This window comes from Pseudacidovorax sp. NFM-22, assembly GCF_021401245.1.
Taxonomy (GTDB): domain Bacteria; phylum Pseudomonadota; class Gammaproteobacteria; order Burkholderiales; family Burkholderiaceae_C; genus Xenophilus.
Map to the genome: position 1 here is coordinate 530,509 of NZ_JACBFY010000004.1, position 23,428 is coordinate 553,936.

The 23,428-nt window shown below is 70.5% G+C and carries 25 protein-coding genes; 14 read left to right on the forward strand and 11 right to left on the reverse strand.

Going from position 1 to position 23,428, the window contains the following annotated elements; genetic code table 11:
* Positions 1 to 33 precede the first annotated feature (33 nt).
* The 3 genes from mutS to L0984_RS17345 form a co-directional block, all read right to left on the reverse strand.
* Positions 34 to 2,628, reverse strand: coding sequence for a DNA mismatch repair protein MutS (mutS, locus tag L0984_RS17335; protein WP_234195058.1), 2,595 nt, complete (start codon positions 2,626 to 2,628; stop codon positions 34 to 36).
* Between the two features lie 186 nt (positions 2,629 to 2,814).
* Positions 2,815 to 4,539, reverse strand: a complete 1,725-nt coding sequence (gene poxB, locus L0984_RS17340; protein ID WP_234194964.1) for a ubiquinone-dependent pyruvate dehydrogenase — start codon at positions 4,537 to 4,539, stop codon at positions 2,815 to 2,817.
* 193 nt (positions 4,540 to 4,732) lie between these two features.
* The gene (locus tag L0984_RS17345; RefSeq protein ID WP_234194965.1) at positions 4,733 to 5,314 is read right to left on the reverse strand and encodes an IMPACT family protein; all 582 of its coding nucleotides are present in this window, start codon (positions 5,312 to 5,314) and stop codon (positions 4,733 to 4,735) included.
* Positions 5,315 to 5,403: 89 nt separating this feature from the next.
* On the opposite strand from L0984_RS17345, the gene L0984_RS17350 reads away from it, so the two are divergent.
* The gene (locus tag L0984_RS17350) at positions 5,404 to 5,751 is read left to right on the forward strand and encodes a DUF1304 domain-containing protein (protein ID WP_304307964.1); all 348 of its coding nucleotides are present in this window, start codon (positions 5,404 to 5,406) and stop codon (positions 5,749 to 5,751) included.
* A 179-nt stretch (positions 5,752 to 5,930) separates the two neighbouring features.
* Here the strand turns inward: L0984_RS17350 and trxC are convergent, their stop codons facing one another.
* The 4 genes from trxC to L0984_RS17370 all read right to left on the reverse strand — a co-directional run bounded on the left by trxC (position 5,931) and on the right by L0984_RS17370 (position 8,431).
* A complete protein-coding gene (gene trxC / locus L0984_RS17355) occupies positions 5,931 to 6,395 on the reverse strand; it encodes a thioredoxin TrxC (RefSeq protein WP_234194969.1) in 465 nt (154 codons plus the stop codon).
* Between the two features lie 69 nt (positions 6,396 to 6,464).
* Positions 6,465 to 6,821, reverse strand: coding sequence for a hypothetical protein (locus L0984_RS17360; RefSeq protein WP_234194971.1), 357 nt, complete (start codon positions 6,819 to 6,821; stop codon positions 6,465 to 6,467).
* A gap of 76 nt (positions 6,822 to 6,897) precedes the next feature.
* Positions 6,898 to 7,218, reverse strand: coding sequence for a thioredoxin family protein (locus L0984_RS17365; RefSeq protein ID WP_234194973.1), 321 nt, complete (start codon positions 7,216 to 7,218; stop codon positions 6,898 to 6,900).
* A gap of 115 nt (positions 7,219 to 7,333) precedes the next feature.
* A complete protein-coding gene (locus L0984_RS17370; protein WP_234194974.1) occupies positions 7,334 to 8,431 on the reverse strand; it encodes a GAF domain-containing protein in 1,098 nt (365 codons plus the stop codon).
* 157 nt (positions 8,432 to 8,588) lie between these two features.
* Here L0984_RS17370 and L0984_RS17375 point away from each other — a divergent pair, with 157 nt between their 5' ends.
* The 12 genes from L0984_RS17375 to L0984_RS17430 all read left to right on the forward strand — a co-directional run bounded on the left by L0984_RS17375 (position 8,589) and on the right by L0984_RS17430 (position 19,782).
* A complete protein-coding gene (locus L0984_RS17375; RefSeq protein WP_234194975.1) occupies positions 8,589 to 9,092 on the forward strand; it encodes a (2Fe-2S)-binding protein in 504 nt (167 codons plus the stop codon).
* Positions 9,093 to 9,109: 17 nt separating this feature from the next.
* On the forward strand, positions 9,110 to 11,551 hold the full coding sequence (locus L0984_RS17380; RefSeq protein ID WP_234194976.1) for a xanthine dehydrogenase family protein molybdopterin-binding subunit: 2,442 nt from the start codon (positions 9,110 to 9,112) through the stop codon (positions 11,549 to 11,551).
* Positions 11,552 to 11,577: 26 nt separating this feature from the next.
* Complete coding sequence (locus tag L0984_RS17385) at positions 11,578 to 12,369, forward strand: FAD binding domain-containing protein (protein WP_234194977.1); 792 nt, start codon at positions 11,578 to 11,580, stop codon at positions 12,367 to 12,369.
* A gap of 10 nt (positions 12,370 to 12,379) precedes the next feature.
* Positions 12,380 to 13,318 (forward strand): AAA family ATPase, encoded by a 939-nt coding sequence (locus tag L0984_RS17390; RefSeq protein ID WP_234194978.1) that lies wholly within the window; start codon positions 12,380 to 12,382, stop codon positions 13,316 to 13,318.
* A gap of 16 nt (positions 13,319 to 13,334) precedes the next feature.
* Entirely contained in the window at positions 13,335 to 14,546 is a 1,212-nt protein-coding gene (locus L0984_RS17395; protein WP_234194979.1) for a vWA domain-containing protein, read from the forward strand.
* 29 nt (positions 14,547 to 14,575) lie between these two features.
* Positions 14,576 to 15,130, forward strand: a complete 555-nt coding sequence (locus L0984_RS17400; RefSeq protein ID WP_076508682.1) for a CoxG family protein — start codon at positions 14,576 to 14,578, stop codon at positions 15,128 to 15,130.
* Between the two features lie 5 nt (positions 15,131 to 15,135).
* Positions 15,136 to 16,149 carry an XdhC family protein gene (locus L0984_RS17405; RefSeq protein WP_234194981.1) on the forward strand — a complete coding sequence of 338 codons (1,014 nt, stop codon included), beginning with the start codon at positions 15,136 to 15,138 and terminating at the stop codon, positions 16,147 to 16,149.
* Positions 16,150 to 16,270: 121 nt separating this feature from the next.
* A complete protein-coding gene (locus L0984_RS17410) occupies positions 16,271 to 17,332 on the forward strand; it encodes an aldo/keto reductase (protein WP_234194983.1) in 1,062 nt (353 codons plus the stop codon).
* A 1-nt stretch (position 17,333) separates the two neighbouring features.
* A complete protein-coding gene (locus tag L0984_RS17415) occupies positions 17,334 to 17,831 on the forward strand; it encodes an aminoacyl-tRNA deacylase (protein WP_076508675.1) in 498 nt (165 codons plus the stop codon).
* Positions 17,832 to 17,960: 129 nt separating this feature from the next.
* Positions 17,961 to 18,605 (forward strand): glycerol-3-phosphate 1-O-acyltransferase PlsY, encoded by a 645-nt coding sequence (gene plsY, locus L0984_RS17420; protein ID WP_370646041.1) that lies wholly within the window; start codon positions 17,961 to 17,963, stop codon positions 18,603 to 18,605.
* 11 nt (positions 18,606 to 18,616) lie between these two features.
* Positions 18,617 to 18,970 carry a RidA family protein gene (locus L0984_RS17425; protein WP_234194986.1) on the forward strand — a complete coding sequence of 118 codons (354 nt, stop codon included), beginning with the start codon at positions 18,617 to 18,619 and terminating at the stop codon, positions 18,968 to 18,970.
* Positions 18,971 to 19,026: 56 nt separating this feature from the next.
* On the forward strand, positions 19,027 to 19,782 hold the full coding sequence (locus L0984_RS17430; RefSeq protein ID WP_234194987.1) for a hypothetical protein: 756 nt from the start codon (positions 19,027 to 19,029) through the stop codon (positions 19,780 to 19,782).
* Positions 19,783 to 19,818: 36 nt separating this feature from the next.
* Here L0984_RS17430 and L0984_RS17435 read toward each other — a convergent pair whose 3' ends face one another.
* Both L0984_RS17435 and L0984_RS17440 read right to left on the reverse strand, forming a co-directional pair.
* Positions 19,819 to 20,493: a retropepsin-like aspartic protease family protein gene (locus L0984_RS17435; protein ID WP_234194988.1), complete on the reverse strand. Its 675-nt coding sequence runs from the start codon at positions 20,491 to 20,493 to the stop codon at positions 19,819 to 19,821.
* Between the two features lie 263 nt (positions 20,494 to 20,756).
* Positions 20,757 to 21,242, reverse strand: a complete 486-nt coding sequence (locus L0984_RS17440; RefSeq protein ID WP_234194989.1) for a YajQ family cyclic di-GMP-binding protein — start codon at positions 21,240 to 21,242, stop codon at positions 20,757 to 20,759.
* 104 nt (positions 21,243 to 21,346) lie between these two features.
* On the opposite strand from L0984_RS17440, the gene murB reads away from it, so the two are divergent.
* Complete coding sequence (murB, locus tag L0984_RS17445) at positions 21,347 to 22,402, forward strand: UDP-N-acetylmuramate dehydrogenase (protein WP_234194990.1); 1,056 nt, start codon at positions 21,347 to 21,349, stop codon at positions 22,400 to 22,402.
* An 8-nt stretch (positions 22,403 to 22,410) separates the two neighbouring features.
* Here the strand turns inward: murB and ppnP are convergent, their stop codons facing one another.
* A complete protein-coding gene (gene ppnP, locus L0984_RS17450) occupies positions 22,411 to 22,734 on the reverse strand; it encodes a pyrimidine/purine nucleoside phosphorylase (protein ID WP_234194991.1) in 324 nt (107 codons plus the stop codon).
* A gap of 86 nt (positions 22,735 to 22,820) precedes the next feature.
* Positions 22,821 to 23,393 (reverse strand): hypothetical protein, encoded by a 573-nt coding sequence (locus L0984_RS17455; protein WP_234194992.1) that lies wholly within the window; start codon positions 23,391 to 23,393, stop codon positions 22,821 to 22,823.
* Positions 23,394 to 23,428: the final 35 nt, after the last annotated feature.

Sequence of the window (23,428 nt, forward strand, 5' to 3'; positions counted from 1 at the left end):
TGATGCGCGGTCGGCGGGCGGGCCGCGGAGGCTTCAGTCCCGACGCTCGCGTTGTTGCAGCTTCTTGAGTGTGTAGAGCGCTTCGAGCGCCTCCCGGGGGCTCATCGCATCGGGGTCGAGCGTGGCCAAGGCGGATTCTACGGGGCTCTCCTGTGGCGTCTCGGCTGCCGGTGGCGGCGCGAACAGGTCCACCTGGGCCTGCGCCTGGGTCTGCTGCGACTCCAGCGCCTCCAGCGCACCGCGGGCATGGTGGAGCACCGCCGCCGGCATGCCGGCCAGCCGCGCCACCTGGATGCCGTAGCTGCGGCTGGCGGGGCCGGGCTGCATCTCATGCAGGAAGACGATGTCGCGCCCGCTCTCGGTCGCGCTCACGTGCATGTTGAGTGCGGCGCGGTGCGTGGCCGGAAACTCCGTCAGCTCGAAGTAGTGCGTGGCGAAGAGGGTGAAGGACCTGGCCTTGTCGTGCAGATGCGCCGCGATGCCCGCGGCCAGTGCGAGGCCGTCGAAGGTGCTGGTGCCGCGGCCGATCTCGTCCATCAGCACCAGCGAATGCGGCGTGGCGCTGTGCAGGATCTGCGCGGCCTCGGTCATCTCCAGCATGAAGGTGGACTGGGCGTTGGCCAGGTCGTCGGCCGCGCCGATGCGGGTGTGGATGGCGTCGATGGGGCCCAGCCTGCAGCTGTGGGCCGGCACGCAGGAGCCGATGGAGGCCAGCAGCACGATGATGGCCACCTGCCGCATGTAGGTCGACTTGCCGCCCATGTTCGGGCCGGTGATGACCTGCATGCGCTGGCTGGGACCCAGGCGCGTGTCGTTGGCGATGAAGGCGCCGCTGGATTTTTCGGCCAGACGCGCCTCCACCACCGGATGGCGGCCCTGCTCGATCTCGATGCAGGGATGGGCCACGAAGCTCGGCGCGTTCCAGTTCAGCATGTGCGCACGCTCGGCCAGGGCCGCAAGGGCGTCGAGCGAGGCCAGCGCAGCGGCCACACGGGTGAGGGCCGGCACATGCGGCTGCAGCTGGTCGAGCAACTGCTCGTAGAGCCACTTTTCGCGCGCCAGGGCGCGGTCCTGTGCCGACAGGGCCTTGTCCTCGAAGGCCTTGAGTTCGGGCGTGATGAAGCGCTCGGCGTTCTTCAGCGTCTGGCGGCGGCGGTAGTGCTCGGGCACGCGCGAAAGGGCGCTCTGCGTGATCTCGATGTAGAAGCCATGCACGCGGTTGAACTGCACCCGCAGGTTGGCGATGCCGGTGAGGGCGCGCTCGCGCGTCTCCAGCTCCAGCAGGAAGCCGTCGCAGTTCTCGCCGATGGCGCGCAGCTCGTCCAGCTCGGCGTCGAAGCCGGTGGCGATCACGCCGCCCTCGCGGACCAGCGCGGCGGGTTCGGGCTGGATGGCACGCGCCAGCAACTCGGCGCAACCGGGCGGCGGCACCAGCTCTTCGGCGAAGTAGCCCAGCAGTGTTGCGCCCGTGGGCAGCAGCGGCCCCAGGCGCTCGCACTTGGCCAGCGCCAGCTGCAGCGCGACCAGTTCGCGCGGCCGCACCTGGCGCAGCGCGACGCGCGCGGCGATGCGCTCCACGTCGCTGGTGTTCTTGAGCTGCTCACGCAGCAGCTTCCAGGGTGCCGCGGTCTCACCGGGCGCGGGTGCGCGCAGGGCGGCGATGGCGCCCAACCGGGCCTGGGCCTCGGCCCGGTCGCGGCGCGGCGCCAGCAGCCAGCGCTTGAGCATGCGGCTGCCCATGCCGGTCATGCAGGTGTCCAGCAGCGAGAAGAGCGTGGGCGACTCCTCGCCGCGCAGCGTTTGCACCAATTCGAGGTTGCGGCGCGTGGTGGCGGGCAGCTCGATCAGCTCGCCATCGCGCTCGACGGCCAGGCGTTGCAGGTGCGACAGCGTGCGGCCCTGCGTGTGCTCGGCATAGCCCAGAAGCGCCGCGGCGGCGGCATGGGCCTGGCCCAGCGATTCCGCGCCCCAGGCCGCCAGGCTGGCGGCGCCGAGCTGCTCGCGCAGCTTGCGCTCGCCCAGGCCGGGGTCGAACTGCCAGGCGGGCCGCACCGACAGCGTGAAGCCGCCGGGCTCCCGCTGCAGCTTCAGGCGCTGCTCGAAGGCGGGCGTGACCTCTGCGCTGTAGAGCAACTCGCTCGGGCCCACCCGCTGCAGCCAGCCTTCCAGGGCATTCGCGTCGCACTCGGCCAGGTGCACCTCGGCGCCGGTGACGCTGAGCCAGGCGAGGCCGCAGGCATTGCGCGGGCCGGCATGCACGGCCATCAGGATGGCGTCGCTCTTGTCGGCAAGCAGCTCGGCGTCGGTGAGCGTGCCGGGCGTGACCACGCGCACCACCTTGCGCTCGACCGGGCCCTTGGCGGCACCGACCTCGCCCACCTGCTCGCAGATGGCGACCGACTCACCCAGCTTGATGAGGCGCGCCAGGTAGGTGTCGACCGAATGGAAGGGCACGCCGGCCATGACCACCGGCGAGCCGGCCGACTGGCCGCGCGTGGTGAGGGTGATGTCGAGCAGGCGCGCCGCCTTCTCGGCATCGGCGTAGAAGAGCTCGTAGAAGTCGCCCATCCGGTAGAACAGCAATGTCTCGGGATGGTCGGCTTTCAACCGTAAATATTGCGCCATCATTGGCGTGTGCGCGGAGAGGTCTGCGCTGGCCGGCGTCGGCAGGGCGGTGCTCGGGTCTTGCAATTGCTTGTCGATGTCCAGGGGCCGCGCATGCCTGCTGCCGGATGGCGAATGCTGTGCGCGAGGTCGGCCCGCTGCGGGGCGGGCCGACGAAGGGCGTGGATTATCGACCCGGACGCCCGGTCCTCAGCGCCACAGGTTCGTGCGCGCCAGCTCCACCACCTCGTCCCCGCGGCCATTGATGATGGCCTTGAGCAGGTACAGGCCGAAGCCCTTGGCCTGTTCCGCCTCGATCTTGGGCGGCAGCACCAGTTCCTGCTTGGCCGTGACCACGTCCACCAGCGCCGGGCCGTCGTGGGCGAAGGCGGCGGCCAGGGCGCCGTCCAGCTCGGCGGAGTCGGTGACGCGGATGCCGCGCACGCCCATGGCCGTCGCCATCGCCGCGAAGTCCGGGTTGGCCAGGTCGGTGCCGGTGTCCAGATAGCCGCCGGATTTCATCTCCATGGCGACGAAACCCAGGCTGCCGTTGTTGAAGACGATCACCTTCACCGGCAGGCCCAGCTGCACCAGGCTCAGGAAGTCGCCCATCATCATGGTGAAGCCGCCGTCGCCCGAGAGCGAGACCACCTGCCGCCCCCGCGCCGCGGCCTGGGCGCCCATGGCCTGCAGCATGGCGTTGGCCATGGAGCCATGGTTGAAGGAGCCGATGAGCCGGCGCCGGCCATTCATCTTCAGGTAGCGCGCGGCCCACACCGTGGGGGTGCCCACATCGGCGGTGAAGACGGCATCGTCCGCCGCCATCGCGCTCACCCGCTGCGCCACGTACTGCGGGTGCAGCGGTCGACCCGCACCGGTGGCCACGGCCAGGTCGTCCAGGCCTTCGCGCGCCTTCGCATAGTGGGCCAGTGCGCCATCGAGGAAGCGCCGGTCGTGGTGGTCCTGGAGTCGCGGCAGCAGTGCGGCGATGGTGTCACCCACGTCGCCGACCAGACCCTGCGCCAGCGGCGCCCGGCGGCCGAGGGCGCCGGGGTCGCGGTCGATCTGCACGATGTGCGCGTCCTTGGGATAGAAGGCGCGGTAGGGAAAGTCGGTGCCCAGCATCAGCAGGGTGTCGGCGTTCTCCATGGCGTGGTAGCCGGAGGCGAAGCCGATCAGGCCGGTCATGCCCACGTCGTAGGGGTTGTCCCATTCCACATGCTCCTTGCCGCGCAGCGCATGGACGATGGGCGCCTTGAGCCGTTCGGCCAGGGCGACCACGGCATCGTGATGGCCGGCACAGCCGCTGCCGGCAAGGATGGTTATGGCCCCGCTGCCGTCCAGGTGGGCGGCGAGTTCGTCGAGCGCGGCGTCCGGCGGCACGATGCGCGGCCGCGGCGCCAGCGGGATGCGCGGCGCCTGCTCCACCGGCGAGGCGGCCAGCGCCACGTCGCCCGGGATCACCAGCACCGCCACGCCGCCCCGGCCCACGGCCGTCTGGATCGCGCGGTGCAGCACAGCCGGCATCTGCGCCGGGTTGGAGACCAGCTCCACATAGTCCGCGCATTCGCGGAACAGCTCCTGCGGATGCGTCTCCTGGAAGTAGCCCAGCCCGATCTCCGAGGAGGGAATGTGCGCCGCGATGGCCAGCACCGGCACCCGGTTGCGCTGGCAGTCGAACAGACCGTTGATCAGGTGCAGATTGCCGGGCCCGCAACTGCCGGCGCAGACCGCCAGACTGCCGGTCAGCGCCGCCTCGGCACCCGCGGCGAAGGCGGCCGATTCCTCGTGCCGCACATGCATCCATTCGATGCGGCCCAGCCGGCGCAGGCTGTCGTTGAGACCGTTGAGGCTGTCGCCCGTCACGCCCCAGATGCGCTCGACGCCGAGGTCGGCAAGGCTGTGGGCGAGGAGGTCGGCGACGGTGAAGGGCATGGCGGCTCCAAAACAAGGGTAAATACGAATGGACTCGCATTCATCCTAAGAATTTCGGCGAGGCGCTGGCGTAGGAACGGAGCGATAGCGGACCTCGATGCCTGCGGCCTGCGCCCCAAGCGGTCTGCACGGCGCGGTGCCGTCAGCGCCTCCGCCCCTGTGACGCTTGGCCGCTTGCCCCCAACGGCGCGTGTCAGCCCCAGCCCACGCGTCCCTGCGCCGCGTCGGTGATGGCCGCCTTCAGCGCGGACGCCGCATCGTCGACCACCTCGAAGCGAAGCCGCACGACGCTGCCGTGGTTCACCTCCAGCAGGGCGGCGCCGGCGTGCGCCAGTTCGCGGCGGACGGTCCCTTCCAGGGCGTAGGGCACTTCGCAGCTCAGCGTGACGCGCCGCTGCAGCGGCACGGTCTGCGCGGCCTTCAGCGCCTGTGCGACGGCGTCGGTGTAGGCGCGGACCAGCCCGCCGGCCCCAAGCTTCACGCCGCCGAAGTAACGCACGACCGTGGCCAGAACGCCTTCGAGCTCATGGTGGCGCAGCACCTCCAGCATCGGCCGGCCGGCGGTGCCCGTAGGCTCGCCATCGTCCACGGCCGCGGACTGGCCGCCCGCCATCAAGGCCCAGCAGACGTGGGCCGCATCCGGATGCTGCGCCCGCAACTGCGCCACGATGGCCTGCGCGGCCGCCCGGTCGGGCACCGCCTGCACGCAGGCCAGGAAGCGGCTCTTGCGCACCAGCAGTTCGAAATTGGCGGGCGCCGCGATGGAGAAAGGCATGGGAAGGAGGGCGGCAGGCGCCATGAGGGGCGGGTCGGCGATGATGCCCCAGGCCGAATGGCGGTCGAGAGGAAAGAGAGAACAACGTGATCGGAAACCTGCTGACGGCCCTGGTGGCCCTCATCCACGTCTACATCCTGGTGCTGGAGATGTTCTTCTGGGACACGCCGCGCGGCCACAAGGCCTTCGGCCTGAAACCCGAGTTCGCCCGTGCCACGCGTGTGCTGGCGGCCAACCAGGGCCTTTACAACGGCTTCCTGGCGGCGGGCCTGTTCTGGGGCCTGTGGCTCGGCGCCGCGGGCATCGCGGTCAAGCTGTTCTTCCTGGCCTGCGTGGCGGTGGCAGGGTTGTACGGCGCTGCCACGTCGAGCCGCAAGATCCTGTTCGTGCAGACGGTGCCGGCCGTGCTGGCGATGGCGGCGCTGCTGCTCGGCTGAGAGGGGCGGGGTTGGCACTTGCGGTGCTCCCAATGGCGTGAGGCCCGTTCGCTGCCTCGCCTCAGCCCCATGCCATCACCCCCGTTCGCGCTGAGCCTGTCGAAGCGCCAGCGCGAGGCTTCGACAGGCTCAGCCCGAACGGCGTTGCGCGATCACAGGGCAATGGTGGCAGCCGTTCCCTACACGGCTGCTGCTCGCGCGAGCGCCTGCTGCGTCCAGCGCACGATGTCCGCGGCGCCCATCGCCCCGGGCTGGCGGGCGATCTCCCGGCCACTGACGAACAGGGCCAGCGTCGGGATGCTGCGGATGTTGAAGCGTGCGCCCAGCCCAGGCTGTGCCTCGGTATCGACCTTGGCCAGCCGCACCTGCGGCTCCAGGGTGCGGGCCGCCTGTTCGAAGGCCGGGGCCATCTGCCGGCAGGGGCCGCACCAGGGCGCCCAGAAGTCCACCAGCACCGGCAACTGACCGCGGCCCACGTGGCGCTCGAAGGCGGCGGCATCCAGCGCCACGGGATGGCCGGTGAACAGGGGCTGGTGGCACTGGCCGCAGTCGGGCGCGCTGCCGAGCTGGGCCGTGCGCACGCGGTTGGTGGTCTGGCAGTGCGGGCAGACGACATGCAGGCTGTCAGCGGTGGCGGTGGTCATGGCGGGGTGTCCTTCCTGCGGCGGCAATGGCGGTGACGGGGCGGCGTCGTGGCGGCACGGGCCGCGCAGTCAGGGGGCCGACGGACCTTCGGCCTTTTCGCCCGACGGGGCGGCGCCACTGCGGGCGCGATCCTGCGCGCGGGCGATGGCGGCCCGGGCGCTCTGCTCGGCCGCGAGTGCTGCCTCCAGCGGCGCCCGGCACAGGCCGGCGTGCTGGTAGCGCAGGTTCTCGTAGATGGCCGCTGCGGCGGGCGACGCCTGCAGCAGCGGCTGCAGCACGTCCGTGTCCTGGACTTGGTCCAGCGCGGCGGCCAGCCGCTGCGCCACCAGCCGGTACTGGCCGGCATCGGGGTGGCCGCGCTCCATCCGCTCCAGATCGTGGGCGAGCAGCACGGCATGGGGGGTGTGGGTGCGAGAGGTGTTCATGCCCCCGAGTTTTGGGGCATGCAGGCGCTTTGCAAGAGGCGCCCCCGCGCCGCCCCCGGCCGGTTGGCGCCGTGCCTCAGGCCAACTGCCGCAACGGTTCCCGCACGGCGTCGGCCGATGCGGGGCGCACCACCCGGGCCACTTCCCGGCCGTCCTTGAGGAAGACCAGCGTCGGCCATAGCTTGACGCCGAAGGCCCGGCCCAGCGGCCGGCCACTGCCGTCTTCCACCTTGATGTGGCGCAGGCCTTCCGGCGCCTCGGCCAGGGCTTCGGCAATGGCGGGCTGGGCGCCCTTGCAGATGCCGCACCAGTTGGCGCCGAATTCGAGGACGGTGGGCCCGGTGAGGGCGGCCACCTCGTCCTGGCGCAGGCTTTCGGGTTCGTAGGGTCGTGTCATGGGGCGAGTGTGGCAGCGCTGCGCGGGCGGTGTGTGCGGCCGTGCCGGCGTGGTATGTCGGCGGGGGCGTCGGATGACGGGGCGTGAGCGGCGGGCCGCAAGGCGGGCGACGCGCTCAGCCGCCGCGCCGCCCCAGCTTGCGGTAGACCGTCGCCCGGCTCACGCCCAGCAGCCGCGCCGCCTCGGCGACATTGCCCTGGGCGTCGTCGACGGCCTGGCGGATCCAGGCGTCCTGCGCCTCCTTCAGCCGCGGGCGTGCGGCGACGCGGGGGCTGGCGCTGCCGCTTCGCGTGGCGCGCACCTGGGTGCGCAGGCCGCTCCAGAGCGGGACTTCGAGCGGCGCCCCGCCGCGGGTGGCGGCATCGAAGAGCAGATGCGCCGGTGCAGCGAACACCTCGTCCGCCGGCCAGGGCCCCGTGCCCTGCAGGCCCAGCAGTTGCCGCGCGAGCGCGTTCGCGCCCGTGATGCGGCCGTCGGCGTCGAGCACCAGCAGCCCGTCGCCGTCGGCGCCCTCGACCGGGGCCAGGCAGCCCGGCCAGTTCAGCTGCAGCAGCAGCGCATGGGGTTGCGCGCGCAGCAGCCGGTTGCCGATGGCCTGGACCGCGTGGCGGGCCAGGTGCTGCAGCTCGGGCCGTTCGTCCACCTGCACGCCGGTCAGGTCCAGCATGCCGATGCAGCGGCCCTGCGGGTCGAACAGCGGCGCGCCGGCGCAGGTGTAGCCACTGGTGTCGTCGAAGAAATGCTCGCCGCGGTGCAACCAGACGGGCGCCTGTTCGGCCAGGGCCGCGCCGATGGCGGTGGTGCCCACGGCGCGTTCCGACAGGTCGACGCCGACGCGCGCGATGTCCGCGATGGCGCGCTCGTCCTGCGCCGGCAGCGTGCCCACTTCGAGCACCATGCCCTGGGCATCGGTCAGCAGCGCGAAGTAGCGGGTGGCGGCGATGGCGCGCGAGAGCCGGTCCATGACCGGCCGGGCAGCCTCGATCAACCGCCGGCTGCCCTCGGTGGCCTGGCGCAGCCGGGGCGCCGAGACGGGCTCGAACTGCACCCGCTCGCCCGGCTGGCGGCCGGCCGCCAGGCAGCGCTGCCACGAGCGCGTGATCCAGGGTTCGATGGGGGGCGCATGGCGTCCCTGTGTGCCATGCAGCCAGTGCCCGCGCGCCAGCGCAATGGCGCCGGCACGGTCGGGCGCGGGACGGACCGGTGTCTCCATGAGGGGCTTTCGTGGGGGTGTTCCATTTTGAGAATTTCGGGCCCGACCGTCCATCGCGCTAGGGTTTTGCCTGAGCGCCGCCCCTGGGTGCGCGCGGAACATGCGACGCTTCGGCCCTCGTGCCGCCCAGCCATCCCCTCGAATGGAGACAGCCAGCATGCAGGTATCCCTCAGCGTCAATGGCCGCGCCGTCAACGTGGACGCGCCGCCCAACACCCTTCTCGTCACGGCCATCCGCGAGCATCTGCAGCTCACGGGCACCCATGTGGGCTGCGACACCGCCCAGTGCGGCGCCTGCACGGTGCACATGAACGGTCGGGCGGTGAAGTCCTGCAACATCCTGCTGGCCCAGGCGGCCGGCGCCGACATCACCACCATCGAGGGCATCGCCCAGCCCGACGGCACGCTGCATCCGATGCAGGCCGCCTTCAAGGAATGCCATGGCCTGCAATGCGGCTTCTGCACCCCCGGCATGGTGATGAGCGCCATCGACCTGTGCCAGCAGCATCCCGGTGCCGACGAGCAGGAGATCCGCGAGCTGCTCGACGGCAACCTGTGCCGCTGCACCGGCTACCAGAACATCGTCAAGGCCGTGAAGATGGGCGGCCAGGGCATGGCCGAAGGCCAGCCCGCCACTTCGTCCGCCACCGCCACGGCCTGAGCGAAAAGGAGTCCGCCATGGGTGCTTCCGACTTCTCCAAGCTGCCGCACATCGGCGAGGCCATCCGCCGCAAGGAAGACCTGCGCTTCCTGACCGGCGCCGGCAACTACACCGGCGACGTGGTGCTGGCCAACCAGGCGCATGCCGTCTTCCTGCGCTCGCCGCACGCGCATGCGGCCATCCAGTCCATCGACACTTCGGCTGCGAAGCAGATGCCGGGCGTGATCGGCATCTTCACCGGCGCCGACATCGACGGGAAGATGGGCGGCCTGCCTTGCGGCTGGCAGATCAACAACCCCGACGGCTCGCCCATGAAGGAGCCGCCGCATCCCATCCTGGCCATCGGCAAGGTGCGCTACGTGGGCGACCACGTGGCGATGGTGGTGGCCGAGACGGTGGAGCAGGCGCGCAATGCCTCCGAGGCCATCGTGGTCGAGTACGACGTGCTTCCCGCCGTGGTGAGCCTCGTCGATGCCGCCAAGAAGACCGGCCCCGCCATCCACGAGGCCGCGCCCGACAACCAGTGCTACAAGTGGACGCTGGGCGACAAGGCGCAGGTGGATGCGGTCTTCGAGAAGGCCGCGCATGTCACCAAGCTGGACCTGGTCAACAACCGCCTGATCCCCAACCCCATTGAGCCGCGCGTGGCCGTGGCCGGCTACAACCGCGCCGGCGACGAATACGTGCTGTACGTGGCCAACCAGAACCCGCACGTCGAGCGCCTGCTGATGACCGCCTTCGTGCTGGGCCTGCCCGAGCACAAGGTGCGCGTGATCGCGCCCGACGTGGGCGGCGGCTTCGGCTCCAAGATCTTCCTGTACGCGGAAGACGTGGCGCTGACCTGGGCCAGCAAGCAGCTCAACCGCAACATCAAGTGGACCGCCGAGCGCTCGGAATGCTTCCTCTCGGACGCCCATGGCCGCGACCATGTGAGCCATGCCGAGATGGCCATGGACAAGGACGGCAAGTTCCTCGCCATGCGCGTGCACACCGACGCCAACCTGGGTGCCTACCTGTCGACCTTCTCGACGGCGGTGCCCACCATCCTCTACGCCACGCTGCTGGCCGGCCAGTACACCACGCCGCAGATCTATGTGGAGGTGGATGCCTGGTTCACCAACACCGCGCCGGTCGATGCCTACCGCGGCGCCGGCCGGCCCGAGGCCACCTACCTGCTTGAACGCCTGGTCACCCGCTGCGGCTGGGAGATTGGTCTGGGGCAGGACGAGATCCGCCGCCGCAACTTCATCCGCGAATGGCCGTACCAGACGCCCGTCGCGCTGCAGTACGACGTGGGCGACTACGAGGCCTGCATGAAGCGCGCGCAGGAACTGGCCGAGGTGAGCGGCTTCGACGCCCGCCGCGCCGAGAGCGAGAAGAACGGCAAGCTGCGCGGCATCGGCTATTCCAGCTACATCGAGGCCTGCGGCCTGGCGCCGTCGAACATCGCCGGGGCGCTGGGTGCACGGGCCGGCCTGTTCGAAGCCGGCGAGGTGCGGGTGCATCCCACCGGCAGCGTGACGGTGTTCACCGGCTCGCACAGCCATGGCCAGGGCCACGAGACCACGTTCGCACAGGTCGTGGCCGCGCGCCTGGGCATTCCGGTCGAGAACGTGGACATCGTGCACGGCGACACCGGCCGCATTCCCTTCGGCATGGGCACCTACGGCTCCCGCTCGATCAGCGTGGGCGGCGCGGCCATCATGCGGGCGCTGGACAAGATCGAGGCCAAGGCCAAGAAGATCGCCGCCCACCTGATGGAAGCGAGCGATGCCGACATCGACTTCGAAGGCGGCGAATTCAGCGTCAAGGGCACCGACAAGAAGATCCCCTTCGGCCAGGTGGCGCTGACGGCTTATGTGCCGCACAACTACCCGCTCGACAAGCTGGAGCCGGGCCTGAACGAAACCGCTTTTTACGACCCCACCAACTTCACCTACCCGGCCGGCACCTACATCTGCGAGGTGGAGATCGACAAGGCCACGGGCGAGGTGCGGGTGGACCGGTTCACTGCGGTGGACGACTTCGGCACCATCATCAACCCCATGATCGTGGAAGGCCAGGTGCAGGGCGGCATCGTGCAGGGCATCGGCCAGGCGCTGCTGGAGAACTGCGTCTACGACAACGAGACCGGCCAGCTGCTCACCGGCAGCTTCATGGACTACGCCATGCCGCGGGCGGCCGACTTCCCCAATTTCAAGCTCGACACGATCTGCACGCCCTGCACCCACAACCCGCTGGGCACCAAGGGTTGCGGCGAGGCCGGCGCCATCGGCTCGCCGCCGGCGGTCATCAACGCCGTGCTGGACGCGCTGGCGCCCATGGGCGTGAAGGAGTTCGACATGCCCGCCACCCCGGCCCGCGTGTGGGAAGCCATGCAGCGCGGCAGCACCACGCCCCAGCAGCAACCGCAGACGCCCTCGCTGGCGGCCAGCACCCAGGGCCGTCCGGCCGCTTGAAACCCGCGAAGGAAGGAGCCTTTTCCATGTACGCATTCACCTTCGAACAGCCCGCCGCGCTCGACGACGCACTGGGCCTGGTGGCCGCTGGGGGCAAGCCCCTTGCCGGTGGCCAGACCCTGCTGGCCTCGATGAAGCTGCGCCTGTCGGCGCCCGAGCAACTGGTCGACCTGGGCCGCTGCAAGGAGCTGTCGGGCATCGGCCTGCAGAACGGCGAGCTGGTCATCGGCGCCATGACGCGCCATGCCGAGGTTGCGGTCAACCCGCAGGTGCAGAGCAGCTACCCGGCGCTGGCCGACCTGGCCTCGCGCATCGGCGACCGCCAGGTGCGGGCCATGGGCACGCTGGGCGGCTCGGTGGCCAACAACGACCCGGCGGCGTGTTACCCGAGTGCCGTGCTGGCCTCGGGCGCGACCATCGTCACCACGCAGCGCGAGATCGCGGCCGACGACTTCTTCCTGGGCCTGTTCGCCACCGCGCTGGAGGAGGGCGAGCTGATCAAGGCGATCCGCTTCCCGGTGCCCAAGCAGGCGGCGTACGAGAAGCTGCGCCAGAAGGCCTCGCACTTCCCACTGGTGGGTGTGTTCGTGACCCGCTTCGACGACGGCGTGCGCGTGGCCGTCACCGGCGCGGGCAACGGCGTGTTCCGCCATGCGGGGCTGGAGCAGGCCCTGTCGCAGTCCTTCACGGCGCAGGCGGCTGGCGGTGTCGAGATCGACGCCAGCGAGCTCAACAGCGACCTGCACGGCACGGCGGCCTACCGCGCCAACCTGATCAGCGTGCTGGCCCAGCGCGCGGTGATCAAGGCGAGCCGCTAAGCTCGGCACGATGACCGACGCCGCCCACCTCCCACCTGCGCCCGACCTTTCCTCCATCGACGCGCTGGAACGGGGGCTGGCGTCGCGCGGCTACCTGGCCGACCGGCGGCTGGCGACCGCCGTCTTCCTGGCCCTGAAGCTGCAGCGCCCGCTGCTGCTGGAGGGCGAGCCCGGCGTCGGCAAGACCGAACTGGCCAAGGCGCTGTCCAGCCTGCTCGGCCGACAGCTGCTGCGCCTGCAGTGCTACGACGGCCTGGAGCAGCGCGAGGCGCTGTACGAATGGAACTACGCCGCGCAGTTGCTGCACCTGCGCGCCTCCGAAGCGGGTGGCCATGCGAAGGACGAAGGTGCGCGCGACGTGGAGGCCGAGGTCTATCAGCCGCGCTACCTGATCCAGCGCCCGCTGCTGCAGGCCCTGCAGTCGCCGGCGCCGGGTGCCGTGCTGCTGATCGACGAGGTGGACCGCGCCGACGAGCCCTTCGAAGCCTTCCTGCTCGAATACCTGGGCGAGTACCAAGTCAGCATTCCCGAGCTGGGCACGGTGAGCGCCGCGGTGCCGCCGGTGACCCTGCTCACCAGCAACCGCACGCGCGACCTGAACGACGCCGTCAAGCGCCGCTGCCTCTACCACTGGCTGGACTACCCGGAGCGCGAACGCGAGCTGGCCATCGTCCGCGCCCAGGTGCCGCAGGCCGGCGAGGCGCTGTCGGCCCAGGTGGCGGACTTCGTACAGCGCGTGCGTGCGCAGCCCTTCGCCAACGCCTTCCAGCGTGCGCCCGGCATTGCCGAGAGCGTGGAATGGGCACGGGCGCTGGTGGCGCTGGACACGGTGGTGCTCGACCCCGAAGTGGTGGTCGACACCGCCGGCATCCTGTTCAAGCAGCGCGACGACGTGGCGGCGCTGAACCACCAGCTCGCCACCGAACTGCTCGCGCCCGAAACCGCCTGAGCGCAGGCTTTCAGCCATGCCAGGCATCCAGCAACTCGGCGACGCACGGCGCGGCAAGCTGGCCGGCCACATGATCGGCTTCGGCCGCGCGCTGCGGCGGGCGGGCGTGCGCATCGACCCGTCGCGCATCGCGCTGGGCCTGGAGGCGGCGCTGCTGGTCGGCGTCGAGCAACGTGCCGACCTGCAGGCCGCGCTCGAGTCTGTGCTGGTCAGCCGCGAGCAGGACCGGCTGGTCTTCCGCGAACTCTTCGATGCCTGGTTCCAGGACCCGGCCCTCGCCCAGAAGATGCTGGCGCGCATGCTGCCCAACGCCGAGGGCCGCGCCGAGCCGGTGCAGCGCCGCAACCGCGTGCGCGAGGCACTGGCCGCGCCCACCACGCTCAAGCCCGCCCCGCAGGACGAAGAAGTGCAGCTCGACGCCGCCATGAGCGCCGGCACGCGCGAACGACTGCAGCAGGCCGACTTCAACAGCCTGGGCGCTGCCGAGTACCGCCTGGTCGAGCGTCTGGCGCGCGAGAAGGCGCTGCCTGTGCACACCTATGCCTCGCGCCGGCTGCGGCCGGTGGCGCAGGCGGGTGCCTCGGCCCGCATCCACTGGCCCGGCGTGTGGCGCCAGGCCGCGCGGCACGGCGGCGAGATTCCGCGCCTGCCGCGGCAGGTCAGGCGCGCACGGCCCCGGCCGCTGCTGGTGCTGGTCGATGTCTCCGGCTCCATGGAGCGCTACGCGCGGCTGCTGCTGGCCTACCTGCATGCGGCCACGCGTCCGCTGGTGGGCGAGGGCGCGCGGCGCGACGTCTTTGCCTTCGGCACCGGCCTGACCGACCTCACCCCCGCCTTCCGCCATGCCGACACCGACGTGATGCTGGCCGAGGCCGGTCGCGCCATCGCCGACTTCGCGGGCGGCACGCGCCTGGGCGAGGCCCTGACCCAGTTGCGCCGGCAGCATGCGCGTCGCCTGGTCGGCCGTCGCACGCTGGTGCTGCTGATCAGCGACGGGCTGGACACCGGCGAGCCGGCCGAACTGGACGCCCAGCTGCAATGGCTGCGCCGCCACACGGGCGCGCTGCTGTGGCTCAATCCCCTTCTGCGCTTCGCCGGCTATGCGCCGCTGGCGCGCGGCGCCGCACTGCTCGACCGCCATGCCGATGCCATGCTGGCCGTGCACAACCTGCAGGCGCTGGACGAGCTGGCCGACAGCCTGGCCGCGCTGCTGCGCCGACTGCGCTGAATCATCATTTCTTTCCTCAGGAGACCCACATGGACATGCAAGGCAGCCGCCCCCTGGGCGTGACCCAGCAACAGGCCTGGGAGGCCCTCAACGACCCCGAGACGCTCAAGCGCTGCCTGCCCGGTTGCGACAAGTTCGAGGCCACGGGCGAAGGCCAGTACACCGTCACCATGGCCGTGAAGGTGGGCCCGGTGTCGGCCAAGTTCGCGGGCAAGGTCACGCTCAGCGACATTCAGCCGCCCGAGAGCTACCGACTCAGCTTCGAAGGGCAGGGCGGCGTGGCCGGCTTCGGCAAGGGCGCGTCTTCGGTGTCGCTGGCACCCACCGACACCGGCTGCACGCTCAGCTACACCGTGCAGGCGCAGGTGGGCGGCAAGATCGCGCAGCTGGGCCAGCGGCTGATCGACGGCGCGGCCAAGTCCATGGCCGACGACTTCTTCAAGCGCTTCGATGCCGAGATGCAGCGCCTGCACGGCGTGCCGCCCGCCGCTGGCGAGCCGGCGGAGGAAGCCAAGACCGGCGCCGTCGCCGGCCTCATGCAGAAGATGGGCTTCGGCAAGAAGGACAAGTCCGAGGAGGGCTGAACACGATGGAAAACCTCGACGTGATGGTGCTGCGCCAACTGCGCGACTGGCGCCAGGCTGGCCGCCGGGCGCTGCTGGCGACGGTGGTGCGCACCTGGGGCTCGTCGCCGCGACCTGTGGGTTCCATCATGGCGCTGGCGGAAGACGGCGCGGTGGTCGGCTCCGTCTCCGGCGGCTGCATCGAGGACGACCTGATCGCCCGCCACAGCCGCGTCGGCCAGCAGGCCATGCCCACCGGCGCACCGGCGCGGGTCAAGTACGGCATCACCGCCGACGAGGCGCACCGCTTCGGCCTGCCCTGCGGCGGCACGCTGGAGCTGGTGCTGGAGTTCGACCCCGACGCCCATGCGCTGGCCGAGCTGGTGCAGCGGCTGGAGGGCGGCCAGCTCACCCAGCGCATCGTGCGACTGGCCGACGGCGCCGTCACGCTCGAAGCCGCTCACGCCCCGGCCGAGCTCGTCATCGACGACACACGGCTGGTCAACACCTTCGGCCCCGAGTACCGCATGCTGCTGATCGGCGCCGGCCAGCTCGCCGAATACCTGGCCACCATGGCCAGCTTCAGCGGCTTCGCCGTCACGCTGTGCGATCCGCGCGAGGAATACCGTGGCGCCTGGTCGCTGCCCAACGTGCGCCTGTCCACCGAGATGCCCGACGATGCCGTCGCCGCCTTCCGGCCCGACCGGCGCAGCTGCGTCGTCGCCCTCACGCACGACCCCAAGCTCGACGACCTGGCCCTGCTGGCGGCGCTGGAGACGGACGCCTTCTACGTCGGCGCCATCGGCTCCCGCCGCAACGCCCAGGCGCGGCGCGAACGGATGATCGAGCACTTCGACCAGACGCCCGAATCGCTCGCCCGCCTGCGCGGCCCCATCGGCCTGTACATCGGCAGCAAGACGCCGCCCGAGATCGCGGTGAGCGTGATGGCCGAGATCCTGGCCGTGAAGAACGGCGTGGCCCTCCCGCGCGAGATGGAGGTGGCGCAGGCCAAGGAACAGTTGCAGGCGCAGCCGGGGTAGGCGCCGACCCCATCGGCGCCGGTCTGGAGCGCCGGACCGGGCGGGGCACTGCGCGCGCGCCTGCAAGCCCGCAACCGTCGCGCTACAGTGCCGGGCTTTTCCGCTTCAGCTCTTTTCCGCCATGCAACGCATCCAGCTCGGTCGCAGCGATCTGCACGTCACGCCCATCTGCCTGGGCACCATGACCTTCGGCGAACAGGTGGACGAGCCCACCGCGCACGACATCCTCGACCACGCGGTGGCCCGCGGCGTCGACTTCCTGGACACGGCCGAGATGTACGCGGTGCCCGCCCGCAAGGAAACCTACGGCGCCACCGAGACCATCCTCGGCAACTGGTTCGCCAAGAATCCCGGCCTGCGCCAGAAGCTCACGCTGGCCACCAAGGTGGCGGGCCCGTCGCGCGGCATGCCCTGGGTGCGCGAAGGGGGTGGCATGACGGCCGCGGACATCGTGGCTTCCTGCGAAGGCAGCCTGCGCCGGCTGCAGACGGATGTCATCGACCTCTACCAGATCCACTGGCCCGAACGCAACGTGCCCGCCTTCGGCACGATGTACTACGACCCCACCAAGGAACGCACGCAGACCTCGATCCACGAGCAGTTGGACGCGCTGGCCGGCCTGGTGAAGGCGGGCAAGGTGCGCTACATCGGCCTGTCCAACGAGACGCCCTACGGCGTGCACGAGTTCGTGCGTCTGGCCGAGCAGCACAACCTGCCGCGCGTGGCCACGGTGCAGAACGTCTACTGCCTTCTCAGCCGCGCGCTGGAGAACGGCCTGGACGAGACCATGCACCGGCTGGATGTCTCGCTGCTGGCCTATTCGCCGCTGGGCTTCGGCCTGCTGACCGGCAAGTACGACGCCAGCGGCACCGAAGGCCCGGATGCGCCCGAGGACGGCCGCATCGCTCGCTACGAATCGGTGCGCAAGCAGCGCTGGGGCCGGCCCGAGGCGCTCGCCGCCGCGCGCCGCTACAACCAGCTTGCGCGCGACCACGGCATGACGCCCGCGCGCCTCGCGCTCGCCTTCTGCTACACCAAGTGGCAGGTGGCCAGCACCATCATCGGCGTCACGACGAAGGCGCAGCTGGACGAGGACCTGGACGCCTGGGGCACCACGCTGTCGCCCGAGCTGCTGGCCGAGATCGACCGCATTCGTTGGGAGATGCGCGACCCCGCGAACTGAGATGGCCAAGAAGGACAAGGCCCATGTGTCGGAGACGCCCGCCACGGCCGTGCTGCGCGCGGCCAAGGTGGCCTTCACCGAGCATCCCTACGAGTACCTGGAGCACGGCGGCGCGCAGCACAGCGCGGCGGTGCTGGGCTTCGACCCCTTCACGGTGGTCAAGACGCTGGTGATGCAGGACCAGGACGCCAAGCCGCTCATCGTGCTGATGCACGGCAACCGCACGGTGTCGACCAAGAACCTCGCGCGGCAGATCGGCGCCAAGTCGGTGGAGCCCTGCAAGCCCGAGGTGGCCCAGCGCCACAGCGGCTACCAGGTGGGCGGCACCTCGCCCTTCGGCACGCGGCGGGACATGCCGGTCTACATCGAGTCGACCATCCTCGACCTGCCGCGCATCTGCATCAACGGCGGGCGGCGCGGCTACCTGGTCGGCATCGATCCGCAGGTGTGCGTGCAACTGCTCGGCGCGCGGCCGGTGCAGTGCGCGCTGGCAGAATGAGGCGCGGCCCGAGCGGGGCCGCCTCTCTCACGTCTTCCACGATTCCCGAATACCCAGACGCCGCCTTCCGAGCGGCGCGCAGCGGCCGCGCATGAGGCGGCCGGCGAAGGTCCTTCCATGAGCCTGTCCATGTCCTCCATCCTCGTCATCATTGCGGCCTACCTGATCGGCTCGCTGTCTTTCGCCGTGATCGTCAGCCGCCTGATGGGCATGGACGATCCACGCAGCTACGGCAGCGGCAACCCGGGCGCCACCAATGTGCTGCGCTCCGGCCGCAAGGGCGCGGCCCTGGCCACGCTGCTGCTGGACGCCGCCAAGGGCTGGCTGCCGGTGTTCCTGGTGCGGCGCTTCGGCGCGGCCTACGGGCTGGACGAGAGCGTGGCCGCACTCGCCGGCCTGGCCGCCTTCCTGGGCCACCTGTACCCGGTGTTCTTCGGCTTCAAGGGCGGCAAGGGCGTCGCCACCGCCGCCGGCGTGCTGCTGGGCATCGACTGGATGTTGGGCCTGGCGACCGGGCTGACCTGGATCATCATCGCCTTCTTCTTCCGCTACTCCTCGCTGGCGGCGCTGGTGGCGGCCTTCTTCGCGCCGGCCTACTACCTGCTGGGCGGCGGCATCGCCTGGCCGCTGCACCGTGGCGTGCTCGCGGCCATCGTGGTCATGGGCCTGCTGCTGGTGTGGCGCCACCGCGAGAACATCCGCCGGCTGCTGGCCGGCACCGAATCGCGGCTTGGTTCCAAGGCGAAGGCCAAGGTCAAGACGTCCTCCTCCTGATCAGGATTCCCATGCCAGAACTCAAGCGCTTCCACGTCGGCCCCCGTCTGTCGGAGATGGCCGTTTACAACGGCACCGTCTATCTGGCCGGCCAGGTGCCGGACGACACCACGCAGGACATCCGCGGCCAGACGGCCCAGGTGCTGGCCATGGTCGACCGCCTGTTGGCCGAGGCCGGCAGCGACAAGACCCGCATCCTGATGACGCAGATCTTCCTGACCGACATCAGCGAGATCGGCGCCATGAACGAGGTGTGGGACGCCTGGGTGCCCGCCGGTCACACGCCGCCGCGCGCCACCGTGCAGGCGGCGCTGGCCAATGCGGCCTACAAGATCGAGATCGTCGTCACGGCCGCGCTGGCCTGACCGCCCCGCCGCAACGGCGCGCGAGCGCTTCGAGCACGACGCGACTTCGGACCGCCATGCACGGCAGCAGCTCGGACGACGATGCGCTGACGGTCGGCCCACCCCGGTTCATCGACCGCCTGTGGGCCTGGATGGAAGGCCGCCCGCTGCGCCGCGCGGCTGTGGCCGTGGTGGCGTTCCTCGTGGCCTTCAGCGGGCTGTTCGCCTCGTGGATCGGGGTGGCGCTGTGGCGCGGCTCGACGGACCGCAATGCCGGGGCGGTGGCGCTGCTGTACGTGCTGGTGCCCTTCATCGCCGTGGTCATGCTCTTCATGATCCAGCGCATGATGTACCGGCTGCTGTGGAACCAGGAACGCGCCATGGCTCGCGGCGAATGGCGGCCGGGCGATCGGGTGCCGCCACCCGGTCCTCGATCCACGCCTCCAGCCCCGTCGGTGTCCTGGCCGTGGACGTTGCGCGCGCGGCATGCGCTGCTCTACGTGCTCACGCTTGCCGGACTGCTGTACGGCTTCATGCCCTATGAACACCAGGTCGAGCTGGGGCGGCTGGTCTGGCGGCTGGGCTCGGGCACGGCCACGCGGCGGCAACTGCCGGTGCTGCTCTTCGGCTACCTGCCCCTCGTCGTCTTCGGGTTGCTGGCCGTCGCGCTGACCCACCGCCAGCGGCGCCGGCGGGACGCAGGACGGCTCGACGCCCGCGCGCGCCTGGTGCTGCGGGCCGAGATGAACTGGCTGTGGGCTTTCGCGACGGCGGCCACGATGACCATCCTGATGCTGCAGTTCTTCGGCCAGCTCATCGTCGCCAAACTCTGACGCACGCCCGGCTCCCGCGCTGCCCGGCCGGGCGATTCAGTAGCGCCGTTCCAGCACCATCTGGTCGGCGTCGCGCCGCATCGAGAAGCGGTTGATGAAGCTGTTGCCCAGCAGCACATAGGGCATGGCTTGTGGCGAGACGACGGCATCGACGTCGTACACCGTCACGTCGCCCACCTTCACCGACTCCAGCTTGATCCGCCAGCCCGGCGCCGTGCCGTTGGCGGTGTTCATGGTCACCGGCTGCCCGCGTGTGGGATCGAGGCCGATGCGCTGTGCGTCGGCCATGGACAGGGCCACCGCGGTGGCGCCCGTGTCCAGCATGAAGGTCACCGGTCGGCCGTTGATCCCGCCGGCCGTCACGAAGTGGCCCCGGCTGTCCGCCGTCAGCACGATGCGGCTGCCCCCGCCGCCGCCCCCCGACCCGCCGACGCTCACCGGCGCGCCCATGCGCAGCGCTAGCCGTTTGCCGCCGGACTCCACCACGGCCTCGCCGTCCTGCACGCTCACCAGCCGCACGCCCTGCAGACTCTCTCCGGGCGCCAGCGTGCGAGGCGCGCCCCCACCCACGATCAGGATCGCGCGGCTGCCGATGGTGCCGGTCAGCGTGATCGATTGGGTCTGGCTCTGGGCTTGAGCGTGGGCGTGCGTACTGAGCGCAAAGCCCGCCGCGAGGATTGAAGCGAGGACGGCTGCGCGTGTGAGTTTCATCGCCGAAACCTATCGCGCAGCGTCGTTGCCGCCAGTGACGCAACTCGCCCGACTGCACCGAAGGCCGCGGAGCAGGCCATGCCAGTGCACCCCAGGAACTGGCTGTGCCAGGCCTGCGGGTGCGCCCCCCTCCAAGCCGAAGGCGTCAGAGAGGGGCTGAGGGCCGCGGCTCCAAGCCTGCCAGTGCAGGCTTGGACGTGCCCGAAGAGCAGCCGCCTCTGGCGGCCGCCCGGAGCCGCGAAGCGGCATGGGGGGTTCACGCCTCAATCTCTGAAGTTGTCAAAAGAGACCGGCAGATCGGCCACATCCTTGCGGATCAGCGCCATCGCCGCCTGCAGGTCGTCGCGCTTGGCACCGGTCACGCGCACGGCATCGCCCTGGATGGCCGCCTGCACCTTGAGCTTGCTGTCCTTGAGCAGGCGCTGGATCTTCTTGCCCGTGTCCGAGTCGACGCCGCTCTTGACCTTGAAGACCTGCTTGACCTTGTCGCCGCCGATCTTCTGCACGTCGCCCTTGTCCAGGAAGCGCACGTCGACGTTGCGCTTGGTGAGCTTGCCGCGCACGATGTCCTCGATCTGCGCCAGCTGGAAATCGGCGTTGCCGATCAGGATGATTTCCTTGTCCTTGAGCTCGACCGAGGCCGGCGTGCCCTTGAAGTCGAAGCGGGTGGCGATTTCCTTGGAGGCGGTGTCGATGGCGTTGCGCACCTCGACCATGTTGGGTTCGCAGACAGTGTCGAAAGAGGGCATGGGGTGTTCTCCTGAGGGTGTCGCGCCCGGGCGCGGTGCCGGGGGCGGAAGAGGGCGCCGCCCGCGGGCGCGGGCCCGAGGCGGCTGGATGCGAAAATTCTCCCATGATCGCCGAGCGCAACGTCCCCCTTCAATCCCACAACAGCTTCGGCATCGTCGCCCGCGCCCAGCAGCTTGTCCGCATCCGCAGCGAGGACGACATCGCCGAGGTGCTGGCCCGCGAGGACTGGCGCGCGATGCCCAAGTTCGTGCTCGGTGGCGGCAGCAACATCGTCATCACCGGCGACGTCAAGCCGCTGGTGCTCAAGGTCGAGATTCCCGGCCGCCGCGTGGTCGAAGACACGCCGAAGGGCTGCATCGTCGAGATCGGCGCCGGCGAGCTGTGGCACGACACCGTGCGCTGGACGCTGGAGCAGGGCTGCCCCGGCCTGGAGAACATGGCCATGATCCCGGGCACCGTGGGCGGCGCCCCGGTGCAGAACATCGGTGCCTATGGCGTGGAGCTGCAGGATCGTTTCGAGTCGCTGGACGGCATCGACCTGGAAACCGGCCGCCGCTTCACCCTCGACGCGGCCCAGTGCGCCTTCGGCTACCGCGATTCGGTGTTCAAGCATCCGCCGGGCAGCGGCCCCAACGACTTCGGCCTGGCCGGCCGCGCGCTCATCACGCGGGTGCGGCTGCGCCTGCCGCGGCCCTGGAAGCCGGAGCTGGGTTATCTGGACTTGGCGCGCAAGGCGGCCGAGAGCGGCATCCACGAGCCGACGCCCATGCAGGTCTTCGACTGGGTCTGCGCCATTCGCCAGGCCAAGCTGCCGGACTGGCGCGTGCTGGGCAATGCGGGCAGCTTCTTCAAGAACCCGACGGTCACGCCGGAACAGTGCGCGGACATCATCGCCCGCGAGCCGCGCATCGTGCACTACCCCATGCCCGACGGCACGGTGAAGCTGGCGGCGGGCTGGCTGATCGATGCCTGCGGCTGGAAGGGCAAGTCGGTGGGAAATGCCGGCGTCTACGAAAAGCAGGCGCTGGTGCTGGTCAACCGCGGGGGAAACACGCACCCCGCCACCGGCGGTGAGGTGATGACTCTGGCCAAGGCCATCCAGACCAGCGTCTACGAGCGCTTCGGCATCCGGCTGGAGCCGGAGCCGGTCGTCGTCTGAACGCGCGTTCAGCCGAAGTGGCAGATGTAGCTGTAGGGCTCGCCGCTGACCCGGATCTCGAACTTGGCGTTGCCGGGGATGCTGAACTTCTCGCCGGCGGCGGAGCGCTTCCAGTCGCTTTCGCCCTCCAGGCGGTATTCGCAGCTGCCGGCGGTGCATTCCATGATCTCGGGCGCGCCGGTGCTGAAGGTCAGCGAAGACGGCAGGATCACCCCGACGGTGCACTTGCGGCCATCGGCCAGCGTCACGCCGTGCGAGACGCACTTGCCGTCGAAATAGACGTTGGCCGAGGTGGCGACGGACACGCCGTCGAGGGTCTTCTGGATGCTCATGGACTGCAGCGATGAGGAGGATGGAACAGGGCCGCGGATTCTAGGGGCCGGTCGGTCGCGCACCGGCGCAGCCTTCCGGGGTCCGCTCACCAGCGCCGGTGCCAGCCGCGCGAGTAGCCAAAGTTGAGCGACAGGCCCACCGGCGGGTACACATAAGGCGCCGGGTAGGCATAGACCGGCGCAGCCACCGGGGCGGGGTAATAGACGGGCGCCGGGTACGTGGTCGTGTAGACGGGATAACCGGGCGCCACGACGGCCTGGGGCGTGGCGGCGGGCATCGGTGCATTCGACACCACCACCCCGGGCTCCGGGGCCACCTGCTCCCAAGGGGCGCGGGTGGCGTAGGTGTTGCCGGCAGGAGGCGGAACCTGGCCCGTCTGCATGCTCGGCTGCGGCGTCACCGGGTAGGTGCTGACACCCAGGTCGCTCACCTGCAGGCCGATGGTCTGGCCGGGCGGCGTGTCGGTGCGGGTGGTGTAGGTGCGGCCGTTGTACTCGTAGCGCACGCTGTAGCCGGTGCGGCCGTTCTCGACGACCGGGGTGCTCGAGAGCACGCGGCCCTCGGCGTACTGGGGCTGGCTCTGGGCGAAGGCCGGGGCGGCGAGGCTGCCGAGCACGGCCAGGGCCAGGGCGCCGAGCGATGGACGGGGGAAGGTCATGGACATCTCCTGCGTGTGAGAGGCGGCGGATGCGC

Bases quoted from the DNA above. Each gene is read 5' to 3' on its own strand.
- mutS (WP_234195058.1), bottom strand. From the start codon at position 2,628: ATGATGGCGCAATATTTACGGTTGAAAGCCGACCATCCCGAGACATTG.
- poxB (WP_234194964.1), bottom strand. From the start codon at position 4,539: ATGCCCTTCACCGTCGCCGACCTCCTCGCCCACAGCCTTGCCGACCTC.
- L0984_RS17345 (WP_234194965.1), bottom strand. From the start codon at position 5,314: ATGCCTTTCTCCATCGCGGCGCCCGCCAATTTCGAACTGCTGGTGCGC.
- trxC (WP_234194969.1), bottom strand. From the start codon at position 6,395: ATGACCACCGCCACCGCTGACAGCCTGCATGTCGTCTGCCCGCACTGC.
- L0984_RS17360 (WP_234194971.1), bottom strand. From the start codon at position 6,821: ATGAACACCTCTCGCACCCACACCCCCCATGCCGTGCTGCTCGCCCAC.
- L0984_RS17365 (WP_234194973.1), bottom strand. From the start codon at position 7,218: ATGACACGACCCTACGAACCCGAAAGCCTGCGCCAGGACGAGGTGGCC.
- L0984_RS17370 (WP_234194974.1), bottom strand. From the start codon at position 8,431: ATGGAGACACCGGTCCGTCCCGCGCCCGACCGTGCCGGCGCCATTGCG.
- L0984_RS17375 (WP_234194975.1), top strand. From the start codon at position 8,589: ATGCAGGTATCCCTCAGCGTCAATGGCCGCGCCGTCAACGTGGACGCG.
- L0984_RS17380 (WP_234194976.1), top strand. From the start codon at position 9,110: ATGGGTGCTTCCGACTTCTCCAAGCTGCCGCACATCGGCGAGGCCATC.
- L0984_RS17385 (WP_234194977.1), top strand. From the start codon at position 11,578: ATGTACGCATTCACCTTCGAACAGCCCGCCGCGCTCGACGACGCACTG.
- L0984_RS17390 (WP_234194978.1), top strand. From the start codon at position 12,380: ATGACCGACGCCGCCCACCTCCCACCTGCGCCCGACCTTTCCTCCATC.
- L0984_RS17395 (WP_234194979.1), top strand. From the start codon at position 13,335: ATGCCAGGCATCCAGCAACTCGGCGACGCACGGCGCGGCAAGCTGGCC.
- L0984_RS17400 (WP_076508682.1), top strand. From the start codon at position 14,576: ATGGACATGCAAGGCAGCCGCCCCCTGGGCGTGACCCAGCAACAGGCC.
- L0984_RS17405 (WP_234194981.1), top strand. From the start codon at position 15,136: ATGGAAAACCTCGACGTGATGGTGCTGCGCCAACTGCGCGACTGGCGC.
- L0984_RS17410 (WP_234194983.1), top strand. From the start codon at position 16,271: ATGCAACGCATCCAGCTCGGTCGCAGCGATCTGCACGTCACGCCCATC.
- L0984_RS17415 (WP_076508675.1), top strand. From the start codon at position 17,334: ATGGCCAAGAAGGACAAGGCCCATGTGTCGGAGACGCCCGCCACGGCC.
- plsY (WP_370646041.1), top strand. From the start codon at position 17,961: ATGTCCTCCATCCTCGTCATCATTGCGGCCTACCTGATCGGCTCGCTG.
- L0984_RS17425 (WP_234194986.1), top strand. From the start codon at position 18,617: ATGCCAGAACTCAAGCGCTTCCACGTCGGCCCCCGTCTGTCGGAGATG.
- L0984_RS17430 (WP_234194987.1), top strand. From the start codon at position 19,027: ATGCACGGCAGCAGCTCGGACGACGATGCGCTGACGGTCGGCCCACCC.
- L0984_RS17435 (WP_234194988.1), bottom strand. From the start codon at position 20,493: ATGAAACTCACACGCGCAGCCGTCCTCGCTTCAATCCTCGCGGCGGGC.
- L0984_RS17440 (WP_234194989.1), bottom strand. From the start codon at position 21,242: ATGCCCTCTTTCGACACTGTCTGCGAACCCAACATGGTCGAGGTGCGC.
- murB (WP_234194990.1), top strand. From the start codon at position 21,347: ATGATCGCCGAGCGCAACGTCCCCCTTCAATCCCACAACAGCTTCGGC.
- ppnP (WP_234194991.1), bottom strand. From the start codon at position 22,734: ATGAGCATCCAGAAGACCCTCGACGGCGTGTCCGTCGCCACCTCGGCC.
- L0984_RS17455 (WP_234194992.1), bottom strand. From the start codon at position 23,393: ATGACCTTCCCCCGTCCATCGCTCGGCGCCCTGGCCCTGGCCGTGCTC.